Raw genomic sequence first — 25,338 nt, 5'->3', positions numbered from 1 at the left:
CTCAGACGTCAGACGGTCGCGCCACAACGGCCCCATGCCTGATAGAATGCGCGGCTATTTTCTGGCGACCCCGGTTTCTAGCATGTCCCGACTCAATCCCCGGCAGCAGGAAGCCCGTGACTATGTCGGCGGCCCTCTCTTGGTGCTCGCCGGCGCAGGCTCGGGCAAGACCAGCGTGATCACGCGCAAGATTGCCCACCTCATCCAGAACTGCGGCATCCGTGCCCAGTACATCGTGGCGATGACCTTCACCAACAAGGCCGCCCGCGAGATGAAGGAACGGGTCGCCACCCTGCTGCGTCCGGGCGAAGGCCGTGGCCTGACGGTGTGCACCTTCCACAACCTTGGCCTGAACATCATCCGCAGGGAGCACGAACGCCTGGGTTACAAGCCAGGCTTCTCGATCTTCGACGAATCCGACATCAAGGCGTTGCTGTCGGACATCATGCAGAAGGAATACTCCGGCGACGACGGCATCGACGAGATCAAGAACATGATCGGTGCCTGGAAGAACGACCTGATCCTGCCGCCCGAGGCCCTGGAAAAAGCGCGCAACCCGCGCGAGCAGACCGCCGCCATTGTCTACACCCATTACCAGCGTACGCTCAAGGCGTTCAACGCGGTGGACTTCGACGACCTGATCCTGCTGCCGGTCAAGCTGTTCCAGGAGCACCCCGACGTACTGGAGCGCTGGCAGAACCGCGTGCGCTACCTGCTGGTGGACGAATACCAGGACACCAACGCCAGCCAGTACCTGCTGGTGAAGATGCTGATCGGCATGCGCAACCAGTTCACCGTGGTCGGCGACGACGACCAGTCGATCTATGCCTGGCGTGGCGCCCGGCCAGAAAACCTCATGCTGCTCAAGGAGGACTACCCCTCCCTGAAGGTGGTGATGCTGGAGCAGAACTACCGCTCCACCAGCCGCATCCTGCGCTGTGCCAACGTGCTGATCGCCAACAACCCGCACGCGTTCGAGAAGCAGTTGTGGAGCGAGATGGGTGTAGGCGACGAGATCCGCGTGATCCGCTGCAAGAACGAGGAAGCCGAGGCCGAACGCGTGGCCATGGAAATCCTCACCCTGCACCTGCGCACCAACCGCCCCTACAGCGACTTTGCCATCCTCTACCGGGGTAACTACCAGGCCAAGCTGATCGAGCTGAAGCTGCAGCATCACCAGGTGCCGTATCGCCTGTCGGGCGGCAACAGCTTCTTTGGCCGCCAGGAAGTCAAGGACCTGATGGCCTACCTGCGCCTGCTGGTGAATCCGGACGATGACAACGCCTACCTGCGGGTCATCAACGTACCACGCCGGGAAATCGGCTCCACCACCCTGGAAAAGCTCGGCAACTACGCTACCGAACGCGGCATCTCCATGTATGCCGCCAGCGAGGAGCTGGGCCTGGGCGAGCACCTGGACGCCCGCTACACCGAGCGTCTGCAGCGCTTCAAGCACTGGCTGGACGGGGTGCGCCAAAAGGTCGCCCTGGAAGACCCGATTGCCGCACTGCATGAGATGATCCGTGATATCGACTACGAGAACTGGATCCGCCAGCAGACCGCCAGCGACAAGGCTGCCGAGTTCCGTATCAGCAACGTCTGGTTCCTGGTCGAAGCGCTGAAGAACACCCTCGAGAAGGACGAAGAGGGTGACATGACCATCGAGGACGCCATCGGCAAGCTGGTGCTGCGCGACATGCTCGAGCGCCAGCAGGAAGAGGAAGAGAACGCCGAAGGCGTGCAAATGATGACTTTGCATGCTTCCAAGGGCCTGGAGTTCCCCTACGTGTTCATCATGGGCATGGAAGAGGAAATCCTCCCGCACCGTTCCAGTATCGAGGCCGACACCATCGAAGAGGAACGCCGCCTGGCCTATGTGGGCATCACTCGCGCGCGCCAGACCTTGGCCTTCACCTTCGCCGCCAAACGCAAGCAGTACGGTGAAATCATCGATTGCACGCCCAGCCGGTTCCTCGATGAACTGCCACCGGAAGACCTGGCCTGGGAGGGCCTGGACGACGCGCCGGTCGAGGTCAAGGCTGCACGCGGCAACAACGCCCTGGCCGATATCCGGGCGATGCTCAAACGCTGATCAACCATTACTCTTTACTATTGCCGCGTACAGCGGCCACCTTTGTTTCGAGGTAAACACAGTGGAAGCACTGCACCAGAAGATTCGCGAAGAAGGCATCGTGCTTTCCGATCAGGTTCTCAAAGTCGATGCGTTTCTCAACCACCAGATCGACCCAGCGCTGATGCAGCTGATCGGTGACGAGTTCGCCCGCCTGTTCGCCGACGCCGGCGTGACCAAGATCGTCACCATCGAGGCCTCAGGGATAGCCCCGGCGGTGATGACCGGCCTGAAGCTGGGCGTGCCGGTGATCTTCGCCCGCAAGCACCAGTCGCTGACCCTGACCGAAAACCTGCTGACCGCCTCGGTGTATTCCTTCACCAAGCAGACCGAGAACACCGTGGCCATTTCGCCACGCCACCTCAACAGCAGCGACCGGGTCCTGGTGATCGACGACTTCCTGGCCAACGGCAAGGCGTCGCAAGCACTGATCTCGATCATCAAGCAGGCCGGAGCGACCGTGGCCGGCCTGGGCATCGTCATCGAGAAGTCGTTCCAGGGCGGCCGTGCCGAGCTGGACAGCCAGGGCTACCGCGTTGAATCGCTGGCTCGGGTGAAGTCGCTGGAAGGTGGTGTAGTGACTTTCATCGAGTAATGCCCATCGGGGCCGCTGCGCGGCCCCGTGCTTCAGGTCGCCGCCAACCCTGCCAGCAGCAGCCGCACATACAGTTCGTCCTTCAGCCCCTGCGTCCGCTCCAGGCCCATGCGCGCCAGATGCCGCTCGTACCCTTCGGGCCCCGGCGCATCCAGTGCTGCCTTGCCCAGCTCCAGCACCTCGCTCAGCTTGAACTTGCTCTTCAACCAGTTCAGCGCGCGCAGCAGATCCCGCTCTTCAGCCGTAAAGTCCGTGCCCAGCGGATACTCCGGGAACAGCCGTGCATGCCGCGCCCTGGTCGCCTCCAGGCGCTGCGGCGTGTTGTCGGTAAAGCGTGCTTCCAGTTGAAAATCCCGGGCGAGCTTGCCGGCCTCCTTGGCCTGTTCGATCAGTCCCTGCTGGAACCGTGAATCACACACCGCCAGCAAACGGGCAATCACCTCGCTGTCGGTCTGCCCGCGCAAGTCGGCAATGCCATATTCGGTCACCACGATATCGCGCAGGTGCCGGGGTATGGTGCAGTGGCCATAGGTCCAGAACAGATTCGAGGTCACCTCTCCGCCTGCCTCGCGCCAGCTACGCAGCAGCAGGATCGAGCGCCCACCCTCCAGCGCATGCCCCTGGGCAACGAAGTTGTACTGGCCACCCACGCCGCTGAGTACGCGACCGTCTTCCAGCTGGTCGGCCACTCCGGCACCGAGCAAGGTCATGCCGAACACAGTATTGATGAAGCGCGCGTCGCGGCGCTGACGGCGCTTGAGTTGCTCCTGCCCGTACAGCTCGTTGATAAAGCTGATGCGGGTCATGGCAAACCGTGCGCGCTGTTCCAGCGTCATGTCGCGCAGGCGCTGGTAGAAGGCCTGAGGGCCGAGGAAGAAGCCGCCGTGCAGCACGCTGCCTTGCGCATCCGCCGCGCGCCGCAGCAGGCCCGCTTCAGCCAGCACCAGCAGGCCGTTGACGAACATCTCGCTACAGCCATACAGCCCCTCGGCGAAAGCACCCAGCCCGCCTTCGCGCTCGACCAGCGCTTGCCATGGACCTATATCCAGATCAGCGAGTACGGCACGGTACCCGCCGTTGTCGCCCTGGCGCGCCAGCAGGGCGGCGGCTACCGCGTCGCCCATGGCACCAATGCCGATCTGCAGGGTCCCGCCATCGCGTACCAGGCTGCTGGCGTACAGGCCAATGCAATGATCCTGGGTGCTGACCGGCATGTTCGGCGTGGAGAACAGGCGACGCTGTTCGGCTTCGTCGAGCAACAAGTCGAAGGCATCCATGGGCAGCTCGGCGTCGCCTGGCATGTACGGCAGCTCGGCATGCACCTGGCCGAGCATGAGGATGGTTTCACCTGCGGCACGGCGCCTGGCGATCATCGGCAGCAGGTCGAGGGTGATGTCGGGGTTGCAGGCCAGGCTCAGATGCACCGGCCGCTCCGGGGTAGCCGCCACCAGTTGCGCAATCAGGTTCAGGCCCTTGGCGTTGATATCGCGCGCGGCGTGGCTGTAGTTGCTGCTGATGTAGTCTTGCTGGGCTGCCTCGCTGTGCAGCAGGCTGCCGGGTTGCATGAAGAACTGTTCGACACGGATGTTCGGCGGCAGGCTGCCGTTACGCAGGTCGGCGAGGTAGCCGAGCTCTTCGTAGTCGGCGAAGACCCGCTCGACGAAGGGCTCGAGAAAGCGCCGCTGCAGCCCATCACCCAGTGGCGGCCGACCGAGGGACAGCGCGGTGTAGATGGTCAGTTGCCGTTCCGGCAGCTCACGGATGCGGGCATAGAGCGCGTTGACGAAGGCGTTGGGCTTGCCCAGGCCCAGCGGCAGGCCCATGTGGATATGAGCTGGCAGGCGCGCCAGGACCTGCTCGACAGCCTGGTCGATGGAGCAGAGGTGCATCGGGGCCTCCTGAGACATCCATGGGTTCAGGGGGTTGGACATGGGCCGGAAGTCGTTGGTTGCCGGTACAGGCACGATAAAAACAAAGCCCGCCAGAATCAGGCGGGCCTTGTGCAATTCAGCTGATACTCACAGCCCGGACATCTTCTTGATGGCTCCTTTGAGGTCATCATCCGAACAATCCGCGCAGGTGCCTTTCGGCGGCATGGCGTTGATACCGGTAATGGCCTTGGCCAGGATGCCGTCCAGGCCGCCCTGATGGTCGGCACGCTCTTTCCAGGCTGCAGTGTCGCCGATCTTCGGCGCGCCGAGCAGGCCAGAGCCATGGCAGGCGTTGCAGTGCTTGGCGATAATCTCGTCCGGTGTCTTGGCGCCCCCGCCACCTGCGGCAGCGGCCACTTCCATGCCCTTGCATTCCTGGCCCTGCACACACACCTGGCCAACCGGCTCCAGGCGCTTGGCGATGTCGTCATTGGTCGCAGCGGTTGCGCTCATTGCCCAGAGGGCGAATACGGCTGCTGGTACGGCCAGCATCTTCTTGATTTGGTTCACGCGAACACCCTCATGGTGGCTAATCACGCTCGCGGCCACGAATCGGCGAGCGCTGAAAAGTATAGCGGGAACCCGGACGCCGTGAAACGACCCTACACGGGAAAGGGGTATTGCCGAATCAATGCACTGCGCTGGATCAAAAGTTCGATGGGGTCGCCGCGCTGATCAACCGCGCCGGCCGGTCGAACGGGTTGCGGAAGCGGTGCGGGCGGGTGCTTTCGAAGTAGTAGCTGTCGCCTTCCTCGAGGATGAAGATTTCGTTGCCGACCACCAGCTCCAGGCGGCCTTCCAGCAGGATGCCGGTTTCCTCGCCATCGTGGGTGAGCATTTCGGCACCGGTGTCGGCACCTGGTGGGTACACCTCGGTGAGAAAAGCGATGGCACGGTTGGGGTGCGACTTGCCGACCAGCTTCATGGTCACTGCACCGTCCGAGATATCGATCAGCTCATGGGCCTTGTAGACGATCTGCGTGGGGCTTTCAGGTTCCAGCTCGACCGAGAAGAACTCGACCATGGACATGGGGATGCCACTCAACACCTTGCGCAGCGAGCTGATCGAAGGGCTCACGCTGTTCTTCTCGATCATCGAGATTGTGCTGTTGGTCACCCCGGCACGCTTGGCGAGCTCACGCTGGGACAGGCCCTTGAGCTTGCGGATGGCTTGCAGTCGTTCGCCGACGTCCAAAGCTGGAGCCTCCTGAAACGGTGGAAAAGGGGGTGGATGTGAACGATATCATGGCAATGCCGTTCAGTATTTACAACACACAGTCCCCTGACCTGTCCGCTTCAGCGTCTCATTCGCCGCAGTAGTCCCGCGGTACCCGCTTCAGGTTGCAGAAGATCTGGTAAGGAATGGTGCCAGCCTGGGCTGCCACCTCGCTGGCCAGCACATGCTTGCCCCAGAGTTCGACGGGGCTGCCGACGGTCGCTTCCGGTATGTCGGTCAGGTCGACGTTGAGCATGTCCATCGACACACGGCCGATCAGCTGCGTGCGCTTGCCGGCGACCAGCACCGGGGTGCCATTCGGTGCCTGGCGTGGGTAACCATCGGCATAACCCATGGCGACCACGCCCACGCGGGTCGGCCGCGGGCTGATGAACCTGGCGCCATAGCCCACCGGCTCGCCAGCCGGCAGCTCGCGCACGCTGATCACCCGCGATTGCAGGGTCATCACTGGCTGCAGGCGCTCGGCTTCGGCCTGGACCACTTCGAACGGCGTGGCCCCGTACAGCATCAGGCCCGGGCGTACCCAGTCACTGGGTGCCTGCGGCCAACCCAGCACACCGGGCGAGTTGCGCAGGCTGCATTCGGCGGCCAGGCCCTGGCGGGCGGCCTCGAATACGGCGATCTGCTGGGCGGTGGCGTCAGCATCCAGCTCGTCGGCACGGGCGAAGTGGCTCATCAGCACAATGCGCGCGACCTTGCCACTGGCCAGCAGACGCTGGTAGGCCTCGTGGTAGTCCTTGGGGTGCAGGCCGACACGGTGCATGCCGCTGTCGAGCTTGAGCCAGACGGTGAGCGGCTTGTGCAACTGGGTTTGCTCGATCGCTTCCAGCTGCCATAGCGAATGCACCACGCACCACAGGTTGTGCTCGGCGATCAGCGCCAGTTCGCTGGCCTCGAAAAAACCTTCCAGCAGCAGCACCGGCGCCTTGATACCGGCGGCGCGTAGCTCCAGCGCCTCCTCGATACAGGCCACGGCAAAGCCATCGGCTTCTGCTTCCAGGGCCAGCGCACAGCGCACGGCACCATGGCCGTAGGCATCGGCCTTGATCACGGCGAGAGCTTTGGCACCGGTCAGTTCACGGGCCAGACGGTAGTTGTGGCGCAGGGCCTGGAGGTCGATCAGGGCGCGGGCGGGACGCATGGCGGCTGCCTTATGGTTCACAGGTTAAAACGGTGTCGGGTTCTTCGTGGCCGAAGCCGCTCCTACAAGGGACACACTGTCCGGGGGCATGCGGCCCCCTGTGGGAGCGGCTTTAAGCCGCGAACAGGCCGGTACAGGCTGTTACTGCTGGTGGACCGGCGCAGTCTGCCCATGCTTGGCCACTTCCCGGCTGTTGCCATAGCGGAAGATGTCCAGGCCTTCGGCACTGATCTGCGGCTTCTTGCGCGCAATCAGGTCGGCCAGCAGGCGACCGGAGCCGCACGCCATGGTCCAGCCCAAGGTACCGTGGCCGGTGTTCAGGAACAGGTTGCGGAACGCCGTGGCACCGACGATCGGCGTACCGTCCGGCGTTGCCGGGCGCAGGCCGGTCCAGAAGCTGGCCTGGCTCAAGTCACCGCCGCGAGGATAAAGGTCGTTGACGATCATCTCCAGCGTTTCGCGCCGACGCGGGTTCAGTGACAGGTCAAAACCGGCAATTTCAGCCATGCCGCCAACACGGATACGGTTGTCGAACCGGGTAATCGCGACTTTGTAGGTCTCGTCGAGAATGGTCGATGTCGGGGCCATGTCGGCGTTGGTGATCGGCACGGTCAGCGAATAGCCCTTCAGTGGATACACCGGGGCCTTGATACCCAGCGGCTTGAGCATCTGCGGCGAGTAGCTGCCCAGCGCCAGCACGTAGCGGTCGGCGGTTTCCAGCTTACCGTCGATCCATACGCCATTGATGCGGTCGCCGGCGAAGTCCAGGCGCTGGATATCCTGGCCGAAGCGGAACTCCACGCCGAGCTTGGTAGCCATGTCGGCCAGCTTGGTGGTGAACAGCTGGCAGTCGCCGGTCTGGTCGTTGGGCAGGCGCAGGGCGCCGGCCAAAATGTCTTTCACGCCAGCCAGGGCCGGCTCGACACGAGCAATGCCGTCGCGGTCGAGCAACTCGTAAGGCACGCCGGACTGTTCGAGCACGGCAATGTCCTTGGCTGCGGCATCTACCTGGGCCTGGGTCCGGAACAGCTGGGTGGTGCCCAGGCTGCGGTTTTCATAGGCGATGCCGGTTTCGGCCCGCAGCTCGTCGAGGCAGTCACGGCTGTACTCGGACAGGCGCACCATGCGCTCCTTGTTCACCGCGTAACGGCTGGCTGTGCAGTTGCGCAACATCTGCGCCATCCACAGATACTGGTCGACGTCGCCGGTGAGCTTGATGGCCAATGGGGCGTGGCGCTCCAGCAGCCATTTGATGGCCTTCAGCGGCACGCCCGGTGCAGCCCAGGGCGAGGCATAGCCGGGCGAGATCTGGCCAGCGTTGGCAAAACTGGTTTCCATGGCCACCGCCGGTTGGCGGTCGACCACTGTCACTTCGAAACCTTGCCGGGCCAGGTAGTAGGCACTGGCGGTTCCGATCACACCGCTACCAAGTACCAGAACTCGCATCGTTTTATTCCTCGCACGCGGCGCACCGCAGTCTTTTGTTGAAATGGCATGGATGCGCGCAGTATAGAAATTTGAAGGCAGTGCAATTCACTATATAAAAGCCTATTATTGGCGAGAATTCTCGGCAAAATCGCCTTTCACGGAGGGGCATCCCCTATGCGAACCCAGCACCAGAGCAAGCGTGAGCTGGACAAGATCGACCGCAACATCCTGCGTATCCTGCAGAACGACGGGCGTATTTCCTTCACTGAACTGGGCGAGAAAGTCGGGCTGTCCACTACCCCTTGCACCGAGCGGGTTCGCCGCCTGGAGCGCGAGGGCATCATCATGGGCTACAACGCCCGCCTGAACCCGCAGCACCTCAAGGGCAGCCTGCTGGTGTTCGTGGAAATCAGCCTGGACTACAAGTCGGGGGATACCTTCGAGGAGTTCCGCCGTGCGGTGTTGAAACTGCCACACGTGCTGGAGTGTCACCTGGTTTCGGGCGATTTCGACTACCTGGTGAAGGCGCGCATTTCGGAAATGGCCTCGTACCGCAAGCTGCTTGGCGACATCCTGCTGAAGCTGCCGCACGTGCGCGAATCGAAGAGCTATATCGTAATGGAAGAGGTGAAGGAAAGCCTCTGCCTGCCGATCCCGGACTGAAGCTAGACCAACACCTGGCGGGTGGTGGCGATGAACTGATGGACCAGCTGCTCGGCGGCAGGGTCGATCATATGCTCCGGGCCACGGCCACGCGGGCAGGCCAGGCGCGGAGTGGTGCCGAACAACCGGCAGATCATTGGCCGCTCTTCGTAGACGGTGCAGCCATTGGGGCCCAGGTGCACGCAGTCCAGGCGCTCCAGGGCAGCGTCCTGCTCGGCCTGCGACTTGCGCGGCAGGCGGGCCATTTCTTCCGCCGAGGTGGTGACCGGGCCGCAGCAGTCATGGCATCCGGGTTCGCATTCGAATGAAGGGATGAGTTCGCGCAGGAAATGGATCTTGTGGCGGTTGCAGGACATGGCTGAATACAAAACAGGAACTTGGCCGGATTATAGGCTCACCGGGCCGCTCCTACACTGACGGCGTAAACCAGGCCAAGCGGTTGCCCCCCCCTGAGCCCCGGCTTATCCTCCCCCCCTTGCCCACCAGCTTCAGGACCGAGCCAATGATTCACAGCGCGCAGCACGCCGCCTCCTACTACACCGCCAGCAGCGCGCAACACCCTGACCACTCTTTCCTGCAAGGCGCACACAGCGCCGATGTGTGCATTGTCGGTGGTGGCTATTCGGGCCTGAACACCGCCATCGAACTGGCCGAGCGTGGCTTCTCGGTCATCCTGCTGGAAGCTCGCAAGCTTGGTTGGGGCGCCAGTGGACGCAATGGCGGGCAACTGATCCGCGGCGTCGGTCATGGCCTGGAGCAGTTCGTCCCGGTGATCGGTGAGGAAGGCGTACGCAGCATGAAGCTGATGGGCCTGGAGGCCGTGCAGATCGTTCGTGAGCGGATCGAGAAACATGCCATCGCCTGCGACCTGACCTGGGGCTACTGCGATCTGGCCAACAAACCTGCCGAGTTGCAGGGGTTTGCCGAAGACGCCGAAGAACTGCGCAGCCTGGGCTACGCCCATGAGCTACGCCTGGTCGGCAAGGACGATATCCACAGCGTGGTCGGCGCCGACTGCTATGCGGGCGGGCTGATCGACATGGGCTCCGGGCACCTGCACCCGCTCAACCTGGCTCTGGGTGAAGCGGCCGTGGCCAGCCGACTGGGCGTCAAGCTGTTCGAGCAGTCCGAGGTCACCCGCATCGATTATGGCCCTGAAGTGCAGGTACATACCGCCCAGGGCAGGGTGCGGGCCAAGACCTTGGTCCTGTGCTGCAATGCCTACCACAACAACCTCAACCGCGAACTGGGCGGCAAGGTACTGCCGGCTGGCAGCTACATCATCGCCACCGAACCGCTGGGTGAAGAGCGTGCCCGCACACTGTTGCCGCAGAACATGGCGGTGTGTGACCAAAGGGTAGCGTTGGACTATTACCGCCTGTCCGCCGACCACCGCCTGCTGTTCGGCGGCGCGTGCCATTATTCAGGGCGAGACCCCAAAGACATTGCCGCCTACATGCGGCCGAAGATGCTCAAGGTATTCCCGCAACTGGCCGATGTCCGCATCGATTACCAGTGGGGCGGCATGATCGGCATCGGAGCCAACCGCCTGCCGCAGGTCGGCCGCCTGGCCAGCCAGCCGAATGTCTATTACGCCCAGGCCTACTCCGGCCATGGGCTGAATGCCACCCACCTGGCTGCACGCCTGCTGGGCGAGGCCATCAGTGGCCAGGAGAGCGGGCGCTTCGAGCTGTTCGCCAAGGTGCCGCACATCACCTTCCCGGGCGGCCAGCACCTGCGCTCTCCATTGCTGGCGTTGGGGATGCTGTGGCATCGCCTGAAAGAGCTGATCTGAAACCCCGGAGCGGCACGCGCGACACCTGCCGATTAGTCTTTCCAGAAGGGTTTGCGCCCTTCTGTACGCGCCTGCTCCCAGCTCAGCCCGACGTCGCGCAACTCATCGTCAGTCAACTGCAGCAGCGCCCTGCGGGTATGCCAGCGATGCAGCATCAGCCCCCAACGCCCTAGCCCTTGCGGCGCGTTGAACACCTTGGCCTGCTGCCCGGCTTCCAGTTCCCTGGCCAACAGTTGCAAGCGCACATCGCTCATGCCCCCCATCGCTGCATCCTCCGTTCGATTGATACCGTGGAGAAAGCATGCGCGTTGCAGGCACCGGCAATACAGATCCAATACAGGCCTATTATTCCCATACAGAATTGGCCGCCTGCCAACTGAATGCTGTATTTTCAACGCAACTGTACCGGTCGCTATGCCAATGCAGCGCAGGAGTATGCCGTGACCCTCTACCTGAACCTCGCCGAGCTGCTCGGCGCCCGTATCGAGCAGGGCCTCTATCGTCCCGGCCAGCGCCTGCCGTCGGTGCGCGCCCTGAGCGTGGAGCACGGCGTCAGCCTGAGCACGGTGCAGCAGGCCTATCGCATGCTGGAGGACAGCGGCATGGTCTCGCCGCGGCCCAAGTCCGGCTACTTCGTCAGCAACCTTCGTCAGTTGCCCGCTCTTCCCGCCGTCAGCCGTCCGGCTCAGCGCCCGGTGGACATTTCGCAGTGGGAACAGGTGCTGGAACTGGTGCGCAGCACGCCGCGCCAGGATGTTGTCCAGCTCGGTCGCGGCATGCCCGACGTCGACAGCCCCACCCTCAAGCCACTGTTGCGCAGCCTCGCCCAGTTGAGCAGAAGGCAGGATATGCCGGGCCTGTACTACGACAACATCCACGGCAACCTCGCCCTGCGCGAACAGGTAGCGCGGCTGATGCTCGACTCTGGCTGCCGCCTGGGCCCGGCCGACCTGGTGGTGACCACTGGCTGCCATGAGGCGTTGTCGTGCAGCATCCGGGCAGTATGTGAACCCGGCGACATCGTCGCAGTCGACTCGCCGAGCTTCCATGGCGCCATGCAGACCCTCAAGGGCCTGGGCATGAAAGCCCTGGAAATTCCCACCGACCCGGTCACCGGCATCAGCCTGGAGGCGCTGGAGCTGGCCCTGGAGCAGTGGCCGATCAAGCTCATCCAGATCACCCCCAGCTGCAACAACCCGCTCGGCTACATCATGCCCGAAGCCCGCAAGAAGGCCCTGCTGAGCCTGGCCCAGCGCTACGACGTGGCCATTCTGGAGGACGATGTCTACGGCGACCTGGCCTATACCTACCCGCGCCCGCGCACCCTCAAGTCCTTCGACGACGATGGCCGCGTGCTGCTGTGCAGCTCGTTCTCCAAGACCCTGGCCCCCGGCCTGCGCATAGGCTGGGTGGCACCCGGGCGTTACCTGGAACGGGTGCTGCACATGAAATACATCAGCACCGGCAGTACCGCCAGCCAACCGCAACTGGCGATTGCCGACTTCATCGCTGCCGGGCACTACCAACCCCATGTGCGACGCATGCGCAGCCAGTACCAGCGTGGCCGCGACCTGATGAGCGACTGGGTGACCCGTTACTTCCCGGCGGGCACGCGGGTCAGCCGGCCCCAGGGCGGTTTCATGCTGTGGGTGGAGTTACCCGAACATTTCGACACGTTGCGGCTGAACCGCGCTTTACTGGAACAAGGCGTGCAGGTTGCCGTGGGCAGCATCTTCTCGGCCTCGGGCAAATTCCGCCACTGCCTGCGCATGAACTTCGCGGCGCGGCCGACACCGCAGGTCGAAGCTGCGGTGCGCAAGGTCGGCGAAACCGCCCTTCGTCTACTGGATGAAGAACACGCTGGCGCGTAACTTTGCGCCGCTTGCTACGGTCCAACCCTTTAAGCCTTCGTTGCACAGGACGATCCAACCTTGAGACTCCAGCGAGCCCTGCCAATGCTGCTGGTGCTATTGCTCGGCCTTGCCGGCTGTGCCAGCGTCGGCGCGCCCCGCGAAACCAGCCAGGCGCTGCCTGCCAGCGATTCGGCCTTCGGCCGTTCGATACAGCGCCAGGCCGCGCCCTACAGCGGCCGCTCGGGCTTTCGCCTGCTCCCCAACAGCAACGAGGCCTTCCGCGCCCGCGCCGAACTGATCCGCAATGCCCAGGCGAGCATTGACCTGCAGTATTACATCGTCCACGACGGCCTCAGCACCCGCGCACTGGTGCATGAGCTGCTGCGCGCGGCCGACCGGGGCGTGCGCATACGCATTCTGCTCGACGACACCACCAGCGACGGCCTTGACACCATCATGGGCACCCTCGATGCCCACCCGAACATCCACATCCGTGTGTTCAACCCGCTGCACCTGGGCCGTAGCACTGGCGTGACGCGCGCCGTGGGCCGCCTGTTCAACCTGTCGCGCCAGCACCGACGCATGCACAACAAACTGTTCCTGGTAGATAACAGCATGGCCATCGTCGGCGGGCGCAACCTGGGCGATGAGTATTTCGACGCCGAACCCAACCTCAATTTCACCGACATCGACCTGCTGGGGGTAGGCCCGATCGCCGAACAACTGGGGCACAGTTTCGACCAGTACTGGAACAGTGCCCTCAGCCGGCCGATCACCGACTTCCTCTGGCACGACCCGGATACCAGCGACCTGCGCGCCAGCCGCCAACGCCTGGAAGTATCGCTGGCCGAAGCCAGGACCCAACGCAAAGCCCTGTATGACCGCTTGATGGCCTACCAGTCACAGCCGCGCCTGGATGTGTGGCGCAATGAACTGATCTGGGCCCATGCCCAGGCACTCTGGGATGCGCCAAGCAAGGTACTGGCCGACGACGAACCGGACCCGCAACTGTTGCTGAGCCAGCAATTGGCGCCAGACCTGGCAAACGTGCACCGCGAACTTATCCTGATGTCGGCGTATTTCGTGCCGCGCGAGCCGGGCCTGCTGTACCTCACCGGTCGTGCCGACGCCGGCACTTCGGTGAAGCTGCTGACCAACTCGCTGGAAGCCACCGACGTGCCGGCGGTACATGGCGGCTATGCGCCCTACCGCCGGGCCTTGCTTGAGCACGGCGTGCAGCTCTACGAGCTGCGTCGGCAACCTGGTGACCCCAGCTCCGGGCGTTTGAGTTACCACGGCAGCTCGGATTCGAGCCTGCATACCAAGGCGATCGTGTTCGACCGCCGCAAGACCTTTATCGGCTCGTTCAACTTCGACCCACGCTCGGTGTTGTGGAATACCGAGGTCGGTGTGCTGGTGGACAGCCCGGAACTGGCCGAGTACACCCGTGAGCTGGCCCAGCAGGGTATGGCGCCTGCGTTGAGCTACCAGGTGAAGCTGGTGGGCGACAAACTGGTGTGGGCAACCGAGGACAATGGCCAGCAACACATGCTGACCTCCGAGCCGGGCGGGATATGGCGGCGGTTCAATGCCTGGATCAGCAAGGCGGTCGGGCTGGAGAAGATGTTGTGACCGGATGGGGCTGCAAAGCGGCCCCAATGCTTCAGGCAGATGCCGGCTCGAAAGCCCCACGCTGCCGGGTCAACACCACCAACCCGGCAGCCCCCAGCGCCATCAGCAACGGCAGCGCGTGGCCACTGAGCCACTGGCTTCCAGCCCCTGCAAGCAACGGCCCGAGCAGGCAGCCAATACCCCACAGTTGTGCCACATGGGCATTGGCCCGCACCAGTTCATCATCGCGGTAGCGCTCGCCGATCAACACCAGCGACAAGGTGAACAGGCCCCCGGCACTGGCCCCGAACAACACCCACAACGGCCAGATCAGCGGCGTTTGCAGCAGCAGCGGAATGACCAGGCTGGACACCAGCAAGGTCACCGCACAGCCAGTGAACAAGGCACGTCGCGACATACGGTCGGCCATTGCGCCAATAGGCAGCTGCAACACCGCATCGCCGACCACCACGGTACTGACCATGAACAGGGCAATTTCGGTACTGAAGCCCTGCTGCAGGCAGTACACCGGCAACAAGGTCAGGATCATTGCCTCGAACGAGGCGAACAGGGCGATGGCCCAGGCAATCACCGGCAAACGCCGGCAGAAGGTGAATAGGTCGCTGAAGGTGACATTGCAGGCTTCGGTGCTCGGTGCGCCGCCACGCCCCAGGAGAATCAGCGGTGCCACCAGTAGCAAGCCGGTAGCGGCCCAGAAGCCAAAGTCATCATCGGAGCCGAGAAAGCCGAGCACCAACGGCCCGGCCAGCTGGCTGAGAGCATAGCTGCTGCCATACAGCGCCACCAGGCGGCCACGCCACTGCTCGACCACCAACTGGTTGATCCAGCTCTCGCCGAGGATGAACACCACGGTCAGCGACATACCGATCAGCAGGCGCAGCAGCAGCCACAGCGGATAACTGGGCAGCAAGGCGACCAGGCCGATCGACAGCGCCCCGCCCCACAGGCACAGGCGCATGGCTGAAGGGACGCCGACCCAGCCGGCCAGGCGGCTGGCCAGGCTGGCGCCGACCAGTACACCCAGCGCCGGCATCGCGGCCATCACGCCAATGGCGAAGCTACCGTAGCCCCACGCCTCCAGGCGCAGGGATACCAGCGGCATGCTCACGCCGAGCGCCAGCCCGACGCTGAGCACTGATGCCAGTACGGCGAAGTAGGTCCCCCAACGCATTGCAGCCTCCCAGGCAGACATTCGAACAGCAGAAACGACGAAGCCGGGCAGCGTGAGCCAACCCGGCTATTGTTGGGGCTGCCGTGCAGACCATCGCCGGCAAGCCTGCTCCCGCCGGTACTGCACAAACCTGAAGGTAGCGCGGTCAAGTGGGAGCTGGCTTGCCGACGATCGGGCCGCAAAGCGGCCTCCTGGGGTTACAGCTTGATCCAGGTCGCCTTCAGCTCGGTGTACTTCTCCAGCGCGTGCAGCGACTTGTCACGGCCGTTACCCGACTGCTTGAAGCCACCGAACGGCGCGGTCATGTCGCCGCCATCGTACTGGTTGACCCAGACGCTGCCAGCGCGTACGGCACGAGCGGTCTTGTGCGCCTTGGAGATGTCCGAGGTCCAGATACCCGCCGCCAGGCCATACGGCGTGTCGTTGGCGATGGCCACGGCCTCTTCGGCGGTATCAAAGGCGATCACCGACAGTACCGGGCCGAAGATCTCTTCCTGGGCGATCTTCATGGCATTGGTCACGCCGTCGAAGATGGTCGGCTCGACATAGGTGCCGCCGGTCTCTTCCAGGGTGCGCTTGCCGCCAGCCAGCAGCTTGGCGCCGTCCTTGTGACCAGCCTCGATGTACGACAGCACGGTATTCATTTGCTGGGTATCGACCAGGGCACCGACAGTGGTCTGTGGGTCCAGCGGGTTGCCCGGCTTCCAGCCTTTCAGGGCCTCGACCACCATGGGCAGAAACTTGTCCTTGATCGAACGCTCGACCAGCAGACGCGAACCTGCGGTGCACACCTCACCTTGGTTGAAGGCGATGGCACTGGCTGCGGCCTCGGCAGCGGCTTGCAGGTCCGGGGCGTCGGCGAAGACGATGTTCGGGCTCTTGCCGCCCGCCTCCAGCCAGATGCGCTTCATGTTCGATTCGCCGGCATAGACCATCAGCTGCTTGGCGATCTTGGTCGAGCCGGTGAACACCAGGGTATCGACATCCATGTGCAGGGCCAGGGCCTTGCCCACGGTGTGGCCGTAGCCTGGAAGTACGTTCAGTACGCCAGCCGGAATACCGGCTTCGATGGCCAGTTGGGCGATACGGATGGCGGTCAGCGGCGATTTTTCGGACGGCTTGAGCACCACCGAGTTACCGGTGGCCAGGGCCGGGCCGAGTTTCCAGCAAGCCATCAGCAGGGGGAAGTTCCACGGTACGATGGCACCGACCACGCCCACTGGCTCGCGGGTGACCAGGCCAAGCTGGTCATGCGGAGTCGGGGCGACTTCGTCGTAGACCTTGTCGATGGCTTCGGCGGTCCAGTGGATGGCATTGGCAGCGCCCGGGATGTCGATGCTGGAGGAGTCGCCGATCGGCTTGCCCATGTCCAGGGTTTCCAGCAGCGCCAGTTCTTCGACGTTCTTGCGCAGCAGGTCGGCGAAGCGGATCAGCTTGGCCTTGCGCTTGGCCGGGGCCAGTTGCGACCACACGCCGGAGTTGAAGGTGGCACGGGCGTTTTCCACAGCGCGGTTGGCATCGGCCAGGTCGCAGCTGGCAACCTTGGCCAGGAAGCGTCCGTCGACCGGGCTCAGGCACTCGAAGGTTTCACCGGATGCGGCATCGGTGTATTCGCCGTTGATGAAGGCACGGCCTTCGATCTTCAGTTGCTGGGCACGCTGTTCCCAGTCCGCACGAGTCAGGGTGGTCATACGAAACTCCTCCTCTTGTTTAGGTGCAACGCCGCACTGAGGACTCGCTGGCGTTGTCAGAATTCTGGCCGGGCGACAAGCGCACACTGGCAGGCAATACCCTAAACCAGGCCGGGCAAACTATCAATATATTTGACACGGAGGCCTCAAAAGCCTACTGATGTGCATTTTATTAAACAACAACAGGAGCCGAACCATGAGCATTGCCAGCATCATCGACTTCGCCCAGGTCATCACCGAGGCCGAACGCTACCGCCCGGCGGCGGAAAAAATCCTCAAGGGCGAGCCGGACCAGGCGGTCTATAACCATTATTCCAGCCCGTGCGGGCAGTTTGCCGCCGGCGTATGGGAAGGCGAAGTGGGACAGTGGACAGTGAACTATACCGAGCATGAATACTGCGAGATCGTCCAGGGCGTGTCGGTGCTGCGCGACCAGGACGGCGCGGCCAAGACCCTGCGCGCCGGTGACCGGTTCGTGATCCCGGCTGGCTTCAAGGGCACCTGGGAGGTGCTGGAGCCTTGCCGCAAGATTTATGTCATGTTCGAGCAGAAGTAAGACCCTGGGGCTGCTTGCAGCCCGGGCTTCTGCAGGCATAAAAAAACCCGCCTCCTTTCGGAAGCGGGTTTTTTCAGGTCGCCGATCAATTACTTGATCTTGGCTTCCTTGTACACCACGTGCTTGCGAACAACCGGATCGTATTTCTTGATCTCGATTTTGTCCGGAGTGGTGCGCTTGTTCTTGTCGGTGGTGTAGAAGTGGCCAGTGCCAGCACTCGAAACCAGACGGATCAATTCACGCATGACGTTCTCCTTAGAACTTTTCGCCGCGAGCGCGCAGCTCGGCCAGCACTACGTCGATACCACGCTTGTCAATGACGCGCATGCCTTTGGCGGATACGCGCAGACGCACGAAACGCTTCTCGGACTCAACCCAGAAACGGTGGTGCTGCAGGTTCGGCAGGAAACGACGACGGGTTTTGTTGTTTGCGTGGGAAATGTTGTTCCCGGTTACTGGACCCTTACCAGTAACTTGACAGACTCTCGACATGACTCAGCCCTCTAAAACCACATGCCCAACCCGGCATGGGTTGGCCGCTTAATCTCTCAGTCTTTGGCGCCTGGGCGCCGTGATTCTGGAGGTCTTACCGACCGGATACGCTGACGCGACAGGCCGAGCCCCTAGAAAAGAGCGCTGCTTTATACCAGAAAGACTTGGCCACAACAACAGAAGATACATTTCCGGCGCCGGCCAAGCGCGCCGGGGCAGCATAGCGGCAGGCGCCGCCAGCCGTCGACCGCTCGTCGCCAGTTTTGTAAAAAAGGGTGTGGTCATTTTCCGACAGCCGCACTAGGGTAGGCCTTTTCCAGACTGCACTGGCAGATGGGCCACTGACAGCCAAGGAGCCACCATGCGTGCCGCCGCCCTTTCCTTATTGTTCAACTCCGTGTTCGCCGCCAGCGCCCTGTTCGCCGCCGGCGTTGCCCAGGCTGCACCGCTGAGCGTGTGCAGCGAGGCCAGCCCCGAAGGCTTCGACGTGGTGCAGTACAACTCGCTGACTACCACCAACGCCACTGCCGACGTGCTGATGAACCGGCTGGTGGAGTTCGATGCGCAGCAAGGCAAGGTGGTGCCAAGCCTGGCGGCCAGCTGGACGGTATCGGCCGACGGCCTGGTCTATGACTTCACCCTGCGCAACGACGTGAAGTTCCACACCACCGCCTACTTCAAGCCCAGCCGGGAGCTGAACGCCGACGATGTGTTGTTCAGCTTCCAGCGCATGCTCTACCCCGCGCACGCCTGGCACAAGACCGCAGCGGGTGGTTATCCGCATGCCCAATCGCTGCAGCTGGGCAGCCTGATCAAGGCAATCGAGGCACCGGCACCGAACACCGTACGCTTCACCCTCAACCACCCGGACGCCACGTTCCTTGCCACCCTGAGCATGGGCTTCGCCTCGATCTACTCCGCCGAATATGCCGACAAGCTGCTCAAGGCCGGCACACCAGAGAAGCTCAACAGCCAGCCGGTCGGCACCGGGCCATTCGTGTTCCAGCGCTTTCAGAAAGACGCCGTGGTGCGCTACCGCGCCAACCCTGACTATTTCGCCGGCAAGCCGACGGTCGACCCGCTGATCTTCGCCATTACCACGGACGCCAACGTCCGCCTGCAGAAGCTCAAGCGCGGCGAATGCCAGGTGGCCTTGTCGCCCAAGCCACTGGACATTGCCGAAGCCGGCACGGATGGCAACCTCAAGGTGGCGACTACCCCGGCCTTCATGACGGCCTTCGTCGCCATCAACAGCCAGCACCCGCCGCTGGACAAGCCGGAGGTGCGTCAGGCCATCAACCTGGCCTTCGACAAGCAGGCCTACCTCAAGGCCGTGTTCGAGGACTCCGCAGTGGCCGCCAATGGCCCCTACCCGCCCAACACCTGGAGCTACGCCAAGGACCTGCCCGGCTACCCGCTGGACCTGAAGAAAGCCAAGGCCCTGCTGACCAAGGCTGGCCTGGCGGAAGGCTTCAGCACCACGATCTGGACGCGCCCGTCGGGCAGCCTGCTCAACCCCAACCCCAGCCTCGGTGCGCAGATGCTGCAGGCAGACCTGGCCAAGGTTGGTATCAAGGCAGAAATCCGTGTGATCGAGTGGGGCGAGCTGATCCGCCGCGCCAAGGCCGGCGAACATGACTTGCTGTTCATGGGTTGGGCTGGTGACAACGGCGACCCGGACAACTTCCTCAGCCCGCAGTTTTCCTGCGCGGCGGTGCAGTCCGGGACCAATTTCGCCCGCTTCTGCGACAGCCGCCTGGACCAGCTGATCAGCGCCGGCCGCACCACCAATGACCAGAGCGTGCGCAGCCGGCTGTACCAGCAGGCGCAAACGTTGATTCAGCAACAGGCGCTGTGGGTGCCATTGGCGCACCCGACGGCAGCGACCTTGCTGCGCCGGGACGTCGAGGGGTACCAGGTGAGCCCGTTCGGGCGGCTGGATTTCAGCAAGGTGTCGGTCACCAGATAAGCTTGCACCGGCCCCTTCGCGGATAACCCCGCGACGGGGTCGGCGCTGGTAGCCACAAGACTACCAGCTTGCCTCAGGCCACAATCCACCCATGCTCGACCATCGAAAGCGGCTCACCGTCGCCAATGATGATGTGGTCCAGCACCCGCACATCGATCAACGCCAGCCCGCGCTTCAACGACAGGGTCAGATGCACATCGTCCTGGCTCGGCTCACTGTTGCCCGAAGGATGGTTATGGCAAAGGATCAATGCCGCCGCGTTATGCAGCAAGGCACGCCGTACCACCTCTCGCGGGTAGACACTGGCCCGGTCGATCGTGCCCCGGAACAGGATCTCGAACGCCAATGGCCTGTGCCTGGTATCGAGAAACAGGCAGCCGAACACCTCACTGGCCTCATGTCGCAGCATGGCTTTCAAATAGCGCCGCACCGTTTCCGGGCTGTCCATGGCAGACTCACGTTCGATCGAAGTTGCAAGGTGCCTGCGCCCGATCTCGAGCAACGCCTGCAACTGGCTGTACCTCACCGGGCCAAGTCCAAGCTCGCCCACGAAAGCCTCACGATCAGCCTCCAGCAATTGGCGCAAGCTACCGAACTTCACCAGCAACCCTCGCGACAGCTCCACGACATTGCGCCCGCGCACGCCCGAGCCGAGAAAGACAGCCAGCAACTCTGTATCTGTCAGGCTCCCCGCCCCGCGCTGCAACAATTTCTCCCTCGGCCGCTCTTCAGCCGGCCACTCCCTGATATTCATCCCGTCCCGTTACCCTTGCTGCGGCCGATTTCGGCCCTGTGTTAATCTATTTCGCCTCGTACATGCGACGTTCTGCCGCAGGCATTCCCAAACGTCGTCGCCCGCTCTCACTGGAAAAAGGCAAGCCTATGCAGCGGCTGTATCGCAAGCGCATCGTTCTCGGCGTAGGTGGCGGCATTGCCGCCTACAAAAGCGCCGAACTGATTCGCCGACTCCTGGAGCACGGCGCGCAGGTGCGCGTCGTCATGACCCGTGGTGGTGCAGAGTTCATCACCCCGCTGACCCTGCAGGCGCTGTCAGGCCACCCGGTGCACATGGACCTGCTCGACCCGGCGGCCGAAGCGGCCATGGGCCATATCGAACTGGCCAAGTGGGCCGACCTGGTACTCATCGCCCCGGCTACCGCCGACCTCATGGCGCGCATGGCCCAGGGCATGGCCGATGACCTGCTGACCACCCTGGTGCTGGCGACCGACGCCACCGTCGCCGTGGCGCCGGCCATGAACCAGGCCATGTGGCGCGACCCGGCCACCCAGGCCAACCTCGAGCTGCTCAAGAGCCGCGGCATTCAGGTATTCGGTCCGGCATCCGGCAGCCAGGCCTGTGGCGACGTGGGCCTGGGCCGCATGCTCGAAGCCACCGACCTGGCCTGGTGCGCCGCGGAAAGCTTCAAGCGCCAGGCATTGACCGGCAAACACGTGCTGATCACCGCCGGCCCGACCCAGGAAAACATCGACCCGGTGCGCTACATCACCAATCATAGCTCCGGCAAGATGGGCTTCGCCCTGGCCGAAGCGGCTGCGGAAGCCGGGGCCCGGGTCACCCTCGTCACCGGCCCGGTGCACCTGGCAACCCCCGACCGGGTCAGCCGCATCGACGTGGTCAGCGCGCGGGACATGCTCGCCGCCTGTGAAGCAGCCATGCCGTGCGACCTGTTCATCGCCTCGGCGGCGGTTGCGGACTACCGCCCTGAAGTCGTTGCCACACAAAAACTCAAGAAGGATCCTACGACCGGCGACGGCATGCTGCTGCAGATGGTGCGCAATCCCGATATCCTTGCCACCCTCGCCGGCCGTGCCGACCGCCCGTTCAGCGTCGGCTTCGCTGCCGAAACCGAACACTTGCTCGATTACGCTACGCGCAAGCTCAAGGACAAGAATCTCGACCTGATCGTCGCCAATGATGTGGCCAACCCCAGCATCGGCTTCAACAGCGAGGAAAACGCCTTGACCGTGATCGACCGCCAGCAGCACCAGACCCTCTTCGCGCAGACCAGCAAGGGCAAGATTGCCCGGCAACTGGTCGCCTTCATCGCCGAACGGCTCAATCAGGTTCAATAAGTTACATGCACGCTCTTCAAGCCAAGATCCTCGACCCACGCCTGGGCAGCGAATTTCCGCTGCCAACCTACGCCACCCCCGGCTCCGCCGGCCTCGACCTGCGCGCCCTGCTCAAGCAAGACACCGTCATCGAGCCAGGCCAGACCCTGCTGCTTCCTACCGGCCTGTCGATCTACATCGGCGACCCGGGCCTGGCGGCGGTGATCCTGCCGCGCTCGGGCCTGGGTCATAAGCACGGCATCGTGCTCGGCAACCTGGTCGGCCTGATCGACTCGGACTACCAGGGCGAGCTGATGGTGTCGTGCTGGAACCGTGGCGACACCCCATTCACCATAGCGGTGGGCGAACGTATCGCCCAACTGGTGCTGGTACCGGTGGTACAGGCCCATTTCGACATCGTCGAAGCGTTCGATGAAAGCCAGCGCGGTGCTGGCGGTTTCGGCCACTCTGGCAGCCACTGAGCCGACAGGTGACCGTTCAGGCCAAGGATGGCGAACTCTCTGGCAAAACCACCGTCCAAGCGTTCAGTTTGCGCCTGCCCAGTAAGCCTTTGACTAATGGAGCTTCCAGAGATGAACGACATGGCCCACCTGGTACCCGCCGCACTGCCAGACAGCATTTTCCGCGCGTATGACATCCGCGGCGTGGTCGGCAAGACCCTTCACGCCGAAACCGCCTACTGGATCGGCCGCGCCATCGGCGCACAGAGCCTGGCCCAGGGCGAACCGCAGGTTTCGGTCGGCCGCGACGGCCGCCTGTCCGGCCCGATGCTGGTCGAAGAGCTGATCAGGGGCCTGGCCGACGCCGGTTGCCACGTCAGTGATGTCGGCCTGGTGCCCACCCCGGCCCTGTATTACGCGGCCAATGTGCTGGCGGGCAAGTCCGGGGTGATGCTCACCGGCAGCCACAACCCGTCGGACTACAACGGTTTCAAGATCGTCATTGCTGGCGACACCCTGGCCAACGAACAGATCCAGGCCCTGCTGACGCGCCTGAAAACCAACAACCTGAGCCGCGCCGATGGCCGCGTGGAAAAAGTCGAGATCCTTGATCGTTACTTCAAGCAGATTGTCGATGACGTGAAGCTGGCGAAAAAGCTCAAGGTGGTGGTGGATTGCGGCAACGGTGCTGCTGGCGTGATCGCCCCGCAATTGATCGAGGCCCTGGGCTGCGAGGTGATCCCGCTGTTCTGCGAGGTCGACGGCAACTTCCCCAACCACCACCCGGACCCGGGCAAGCCGGAAAACCTCGAAGACCTGATCGCCAAGGTCAAGGAAACCGGCGCCGACATCGGCCTGGCCTTTGACGGTGACGGCGACCGTGTCGGCGTGGTGACCAACACCGGCAGCATCGTCTACCCCGATCGTCTGCTGATGCTGTTTGCCCAGGACGTGCTGTCGCGCAATCCCGGTGCCGAGATCATCTTCGACGTCAAATGCACCCGCCGCCTAACCCCGCTGATCGAACAGCACGGCGGCCGCGCACTGATGTGGAAAACCGGCCATTCGCTGATCAAGAAGAAGATGAAACAGACCGGCTCGCTGCTGGCAGGCGAGATGAGCGGTCACATCTTCATCAAGGAACGCTGGTACGGTTTCGATGACGGCATCTACAGCGCCGCGCGACTGCTGGAGATCCTCAGCAAGGCCGGGCAGAGTGCCGAAAACCTGTTCGCCGCCTTCCCGAACGATATTTCCACGCCGGAAATCAATATTGATGTGACCGACGAGGGTAAATTCAGCATCATTGATGCACTGCAACGCGACGCCGACTGGGGCGAAGCCAACCTGACCACCATCGACGGTGTGCGGGTGGATTACGCCCACGGCTGGGGCCTGGTTCGCGCCTCCAACACCACCCCGGTGCTGGTGCTGCGCTTCGAGGCCGACAGCGACGCCGAATTGCAACGTATCAAGGATGTTTTCCGTACCCAGTTGCTGCGGGTAGAGCCTGAGCTGCAACTGCCGTTCTGACCGACTATCTGTTCCTTACAGGAGCCCTGCATGACCCTCGATCGCGATGCCGCTTCCCATGTAGCCGAGGTTTTGTCCGAAGCACTGCCTTACATTCGCCGCTTTGTCGGCAAGACCCTGGTGATCAAGTACGGCGGCAACGCGATGGAGAGCGAGGAGCTCAAGACCGGCTTCGCCCGTGACATCGTGCTGATGAAGGCGGTAGGCATCAACCCGGTGGTGGTCCACGGTGGCGGCCCGCAGATCGGCGACCTGCTCAAGCGCCTGTCGATCGAAAGCCATTTCATCGACGGCATGCGTGTCACCGACGCGGCGACCATGGATGTGGTGGAAATGGTACTGGGTGGCCAGGTCAACAAGGACATCGTCAACCTGATCAACCGCCACGGCGGCAGCGCCATCGGCCTGACCGGCAAGGATGCGGAGCTGATCCGCGCCCGCAAGTTGACCGTCAGCCGCAAGACGCCAGAGATGACCACCCCGGAAATCATCGACATCGGTCATGTGGGTGAGGTGGTGAGTGTGAACACCGACCTGCTGAACATGCTGGTCAAGGGTGACTTCATCCCGGTGATCGCGCCAATCGGTGTGGGCGCCGACGGTGAGTCGTACAACATCAACGCCGACCTGGTGGCGGGCAAGGTGGCCGAGGCGCTGAAGGCCGAGAAGCTGATGCTGCTGACCAATATTGCTGGCCTGATGGACAAGCAGGGCCAGGTACTGACCGGCCTGACCACCGAGCAGGTCAACGAACTGATCGCCGACGGCACCATCTACGGTGGCATGCTGCCGAAGATAAAATGCGCGCTGGATGCGGTGCAGGGCGGCGTGAACAGCTCGCACATCATCGACGGTCGTGTGCCGAATGCGGTGCTGCTGGAGATCTTCACCGACAGCGGCGTGGGTACCCTGATCACTAACCGCAAGCCACGCTGACAGCCTGCAACGCCCTATCGCCGGCAAGCCGGCTCCCACCGCTATTGCAC

General features: G+C 63.1%; 23 protein-coding genes and 1 pseudogene. 12 read left to right on the top strand and 12 right to left on the bottom strand.

What is annotated here, in order from left to right:
- The first annotated feature begins 82 nt into the window (after window positions 1-82).
- On the top strand, window positions 83-2,092 hold the full coding sequence (gene rep, locus B4L76_RS20820) for a DNA helicase Rep (protein ID WP_296235022.1): 2,010 nt from the start codon (window positions 83-85) through the stop codon (window positions 2,090-2,092).
- Window positions 2,093-2,153: 61 nt separating this feature from the next.
- Window positions 2,154-2,726 (top strand): xanthine phosphoribosyltransferase, encoded by a 573-nt coding sequence (locus tag B4L76_RS20815; RefSeq protein WP_009683322.1) that lies wholly within the window; start codon window positions 2,154-2,156, stop codon window positions 2,724-2,726.
- A 32-nt stretch (window positions 2,727-2,758) separates the two neighbouring features.
- Here the strand turns inward: B4L76_RS20815 and B4L76_RS20810 are convergent, their stop codons facing one another.
- From B4L76_RS20810 to dadA, 5 genes are all read right to left on the bottom strand, one after another.
- A complete protein-coding gene (locus B4L76_RS20810; RefSeq protein WP_296235021.1) occupies window positions 2,759-4,615 on the bottom strand; it encodes an acetyl-CoA hydrolase/transferase C-terminal domain-containing protein in 1,857 nt (618 codons plus the stop codon).
- A gap of 129 nt (window positions 4,616-4,744) precedes the next feature.
- Entirely contained in the window at window positions 4,745-5,149 is a 405-nt protein-coding gene (locus B4L76_RS20805) for a c-type cytochrome (RefSeq protein WP_038408395.1), read from the bottom strand.
- A 154-nt stretch (window positions 5,150-5,303) separates the two neighbouring features.
- The gene (locus tag B4L76_RS20800; protein ID WP_013974777.1) at window positions 5,304-5,852 is read right to left on the bottom strand and encodes a cupin domain-containing protein; all 549 of its coding nucleotides are present in this window, start codon (window positions 5,850-5,852) and stop codon (window positions 5,304-5,306) included.
- A 109-nt stretch (window positions 5,853-5,961) separates the two neighbouring features.
- Complete coding sequence (gene alr, locus B4L76_RS20795; RefSeq protein WP_296235020.1) at window positions 5,962-7,035, bottom strand: alanine racemase; 1,074 nt, start codon at window positions 7,033-7,035, stop codon at window positions 5,962-5,964.
- Window positions 7,036-7,176: 141 nt separating this feature from the next.
- On the bottom strand, window positions 7,177-8,481 hold the full coding sequence (gene dadA, locus B4L76_RS20790) for a D-amino acid dehydrogenase (protein WP_296235019.1): 1,305 nt from the start codon (window positions 8,479-8,481) through the stop codon (window positions 7,177-7,179).
- Window positions 8,482-8,637: 156 nt separating this feature from the next.
- Here dadA and dadR point away from each other — a divergent pair, with 156 nt between their 5' ends.
- On the top strand, window positions 8,638-9,126 hold the full coding sequence (gene dadR, locus B4L76_RS20785) for a transcriptional regulator DadR (protein ID WP_003258963.1): 489 nt from the start codon (window positions 8,638-8,640) through the stop codon (window positions 9,124-9,126).
- 2 nt (window positions 9,127-9,128) lie between these two features.
- Here dadR and B4L76_RS20780 read toward each other — a convergent pair whose 3' ends face one another.
- On the bottom strand, window positions 9,129-9,482 hold the full coding sequence (locus tag B4L76_RS20780; RefSeq protein ID WP_296235018.1) for a YkgJ family cysteine cluster protein: 354 nt from the start codon (window positions 9,480-9,482) through the stop codon (window positions 9,129-9,131).
- A 146-nt stretch (window positions 9,483-9,628) separates the two neighbouring features.
- On the opposite strand from B4L76_RS20780, the gene B4L76_RS20775 reads away from it, so the two are divergent.
- The gene (locus tag B4L76_RS20775; RefSeq protein ID WP_296235017.1) at window positions 9,629-10,921 is read left to right on the top strand and encodes an NAD(P)/FAD-dependent oxidoreductase; all 1,293 of its coding nucleotides are present in this window, start codon (window positions 9,629-9,631) and stop codon (window positions 10,919-10,921) included.
- 32 nt (window positions 10,922-10,953) lie between these two features.
- On the opposite strand, the gene B4L76_RS20770 is transcribed toward B4L76_RS20775, so the two are convergent.
- Window positions 10,954-11,184, bottom strand: coding sequence for a DUF1127 domain-containing protein (locus B4L76_RS20770; RefSeq protein ID WP_296235016.1), 231 nt, complete (start codon window positions 11,182-11,184; stop codon window positions 10,954-10,956).
- Between the two features lie 177 nt (window positions 11,185-11,361).
- Here B4L76_RS20770 and B4L76_RS20765 point away from each other — a divergent pair, with 177 nt between their 5' ends.
- Both B4L76_RS20765 and B4L76_RS20760 read left to right on the top strand, forming a co-directional pair.
- Window positions 11,362-12,792, top strand: coding sequence for a PLP-dependent aminotransferase family protein (locus B4L76_RS20765; RefSeq protein WP_296235015.1), 1,431 nt, complete (start codon window positions 11,362-11,364; stop codon window positions 12,790-12,792).
- Window positions 12,793-12,852: 60 nt separating this feature from the next.
- Window positions 12,853-14,406 (top strand): phospholipase D family protein, encoded by a 1,554-nt coding sequence (locus tag B4L76_RS20760; protein ID WP_296235014.1) that lies wholly within the window; start codon window positions 12,853-12,855, stop codon window positions 14,404-14,406.
- Between the two features lie 31 nt (window positions 14,407-14,437).
- Here the strand turns inward: B4L76_RS20760 and B4L76_RS20755 are convergent, their stop codons facing one another.
- Together B4L76_RS20755 and B4L76_RS20750 are read right to left on the bottom strand one after the other, a co-directional pair.
- Window positions 14,438-15,577: an MFS transporter gene (locus B4L76_RS20755; RefSeq protein WP_296235013.1), complete on the bottom strand. Its 1,140-nt coding sequence runs from the start codon at window positions 15,575-15,577 to the stop codon at window positions 14,438-14,440.
- A gap of 197 nt (window positions 15,578-15,774) precedes the next feature.
- Window positions 15,775-17,268, bottom strand: coding sequence for an aldehyde dehydrogenase (locus tag B4L76_RS20750; protein WP_186671873.1), 1,494 nt, complete (start codon window positions 17,266-17,268; stop codon window positions 15,775-15,777).
- Between the two features lie 196 nt (window positions 17,269-17,464).
- Between B4L76_RS20750 and B4L76_RS20745 the strand changes: the two genes are divergently transcribed.
- A complete protein-coding gene (locus B4L76_RS20745) occupies window positions 17,465-17,824 on the top strand; it encodes a cupin domain-containing protein (protein WP_296235012.1) in 360 nt (119 codons plus the stop codon).
- A gap of 89 nt (window positions 17,825-17,913) precedes the next feature.
- Here B4L76_RS20745 and rpmG read toward each other — a convergent pair whose 3' ends face one another.
- Together rpmG and rpmB are read right to left on the bottom strand one after the other, a co-directional pair.
- On the bottom strand, window positions 17,914-18,069 hold the full coding sequence (gene rpmG / locus B4L76_RS20740) for a 50S ribosomal protein L33 (RefSeq protein WP_003253507.1): 156 nt from the start codon (window positions 18,067-18,069) through the stop codon (window positions 17,914-17,916).
- 10 nt (window positions 18,070-18,079) lie between these two features.
- Window positions 18,080-18,316: a 50S ribosomal protein L28 gene (rpmB, locus tag B4L76_RS20735; RefSeq protein ID WP_003258972.1), complete on the bottom strand. Its 237-nt coding sequence runs from the start codon at window positions 18,314-18,316 to the stop codon at window positions 18,080-18,082.
- A gap of 361 nt (window positions 18,317-18,677) precedes the next feature.
- Between rpmB and B4L76_RS20730 the strand changes: the two genes are divergently transcribed.
- Window positions 18,678-20,285, top strand: coding sequence for an ABC transporter substrate-binding protein (locus tag B4L76_RS20730; RefSeq protein WP_296235011.1), 1,608 nt, complete (start codon window positions 18,678-18,680; stop codon window positions 20,283-20,285).
- 73 nt (window positions 20,286-20,358) lie between these two features.
- On the opposite strand, the gene radC is transcribed toward B4L76_RS20730, so the two are convergent.
- A complete protein-coding gene (radC, locus tag B4L76_RS20725) occupies window positions 20,359-21,039 on the bottom strand; it encodes a RadC family protein (RefSeq protein ID WP_296235010.1) in 681 nt (226 codons plus the stop codon).
- A gap of 128 nt (window positions 21,040-21,167) precedes the next feature.
- Here radC and coaBC point away from each other — a divergent pair, with 128 nt between their 5' ends.
- The 4 genes and pseudogenes from coaBC to argB all read left to right on the top strand — a co-directional run bounded on the left by coaBC (window position 21,168) and on the right by argB (window position 25,288).
- Complete coding sequence (gene coaBC, locus B4L76_RS20720; protein WP_225779756.1) at window positions 21,168-22,379, top strand: bifunctional phosphopantothenoylcysteine decarboxylase/phosphopantothenate--cysteine ligase CoaBC; 1,212 nt, start codon at window positions 21,168-21,170, stop codon at window positions 22,377-22,379.
- Window positions 22,380-22,384: 5 nt separating this feature from the next.
- A complete protein-coding gene (dut, locus tag B4L76_RS20715; RefSeq protein WP_296235009.1) occupies window positions 22,385-22,840 on the top strand; it encodes a dUTP diphosphatase in 456 nt (151 codons plus the stop codon).
- A 144-nt stretch (window positions 22,841-22,984) separates the two neighbouring features.
- Window positions 22,985-24,352 (top strand): annotated as a pseudogene (locus B4L76_RS20710) (phosphomannomutase/phosphoglucomutase); the annotation flags it as partial.
- Window positions 24,353-24,382: 30 nt separating this feature from the next.
- Window positions 24,383-25,288: an acetylglutamate kinase gene (argB, locus tag B4L76_RS20705; RefSeq protein ID WP_170033798.1), complete on the top strand. Its 906-nt coding sequence runs from the start codon at window positions 24,383-24,385 to the stop codon at window positions 25,286-25,288.
- Window positions 25,289-25,338: the final 50 nt, after the last annotated feature.

Source organism: Pseudomonas sp. UBA4617 (assembly GCF_002386445.1).
GTDB lineage: Bacteria > Pseudomonadota > Gammaproteobacteria > Pseudomonadales > Pseudomonadaceae > Aquipseudomonas.
Note: the sequence above shows the minus strand (reverse complement) of the source record. Positions and strands in the feature narration are given on the sequence as shown.

What these genes read in the sequence shown, in the direction of transcription:
- rep (WP_296235022.1), top strand. Translation starts at nt 83, where the DNA reads ATGTCCCGACTCAATCCCCGGCAGCAGGAAGCCCGTGACTATGTCGGC.
- B4L76_RS20810 (WP_296235021.1), bottom strand. Translation starts at nt 4,615, where the DNA reads ATGCACCTCTGCTCCATCGACCAGGCTGTCGAGCAGGTCCTGGCGCGC.
- B4L76_RS20805 (WP_038408395.1), bottom strand. Translation starts at nt 5,149, where the DNA reads ATGCTGGCCGTACCAGCAGCCGTATTCGCCCTCTGGGCAATGAGCGCA.
- alr (WP_296235020.1), bottom strand. Translation starts at nt 7,035, where the DNA reads ATGCGTCCCGCCCGCGCCCTGATCGACCTCCAGGCCCTGCGCCACAAC.
- dadA (WP_296235019.1), bottom strand. Translation starts at nt 8,481, where the DNA reads ATGCGAGTTCTGGTACTTGGTAGCGGTGTGATCGGAACCGCCAGTGCC.
- dadR (WP_003258963.1), top strand. Translation starts at nt 8,638, where the DNA reads ATGCGAACCCAGCACCAGAGCAAGCGTGAGCTGGACAAGATCGACCGC.
- B4L76_RS20780 (WP_296235018.1), bottom strand. Translation starts at nt 9,482, where the DNA reads ATGTCCTGCAACCGCCACAAGATCCATTTCCTGCGCGAACTCATCCCT.
- B4L76_RS20775 (WP_296235017.1), top strand. Translation starts at nt 9,629, where the DNA reads ATGATTCACAGCGCGCAGCACGCCGCCTCCTACTACACCGCCAGCAGC.
- B4L76_RS20770 (WP_296235016.1), bottom strand. Translation starts at nt 11,184, where the DNA reads ATGGGGGGCATGAGCGATGTGCGCTTGCAACTGTTGGCCAGGGAACTG.
- B4L76_RS20755 (WP_296235013.1), bottom strand. Translation starts at nt 15,577, where the DNA reads ATGCGTTGGGGGACCTACTTCGCCGTACTGGCATCAGTGCTCAGCGTC.
- B4L76_RS20750 (WP_186671873.1), bottom strand. Translation starts at nt 17,268, where the DNA reads ATGACCACCCTGACTCGTGCGGACTGGGAACAGCGTGCCCAGCAACTG.
- B4L76_RS20745 (WP_296235012.1), top strand. Translation starts at nt 17,465, where the DNA reads ATGAGCATTGCCAGCATCATCGACTTCGCCCAGGTCATCACCGAGGCC.
- rpmG (WP_003253507.1), bottom strand. Translation starts at nt 18,069, where the DNA reads ATGCGTGAATTGATCCGTCTGGTTTCGAGTGCTGGCACTGGCCACTTC.
- rpmB (WP_003258972.1), bottom strand. Translation starts at nt 18,316, where the DNA reads ATGTCGAGAGTCTGTCAAGTTACTGGTAAGGGTCCAGTAACCGGGAAC.
- B4L76_RS20730 (WP_296235011.1), top strand. Translation starts at nt 18,678, where the DNA reads ATGCGTGCCGCCGCCCTTTCCTTATTGTTCAACTCCGTGTTCGCCGCC.
- radC (WP_296235010.1), bottom strand. Translation starts at nt 21,039, where the DNA reads ATGAATATCAGGGAGTGGCCGGCTGAAGAGCGGCCGAGGGAGAAATTG.
- coaBC (WP_225779756.1), top strand. Translation starts at nt 21,168, where the DNA reads ATGCAGCGGCTGTATCGCAAGCGCATCGTTCTCGGCGTAGGTGGCGGC.
- dut (WP_296235009.1), top strand. Translation starts at nt 22,385, where the DNA reads ATGCACGCTCTTCAAGCCAAGATCCTCGACCCACGCCTGGGCAGCGAA.
- argB (WP_170033798.1), top strand. Translation starts at nt 24,383, where the DNA reads ATGACCCTCGATCGCGATGCCGCTTCCCATGTAGCCGAGGTTTTGTCC.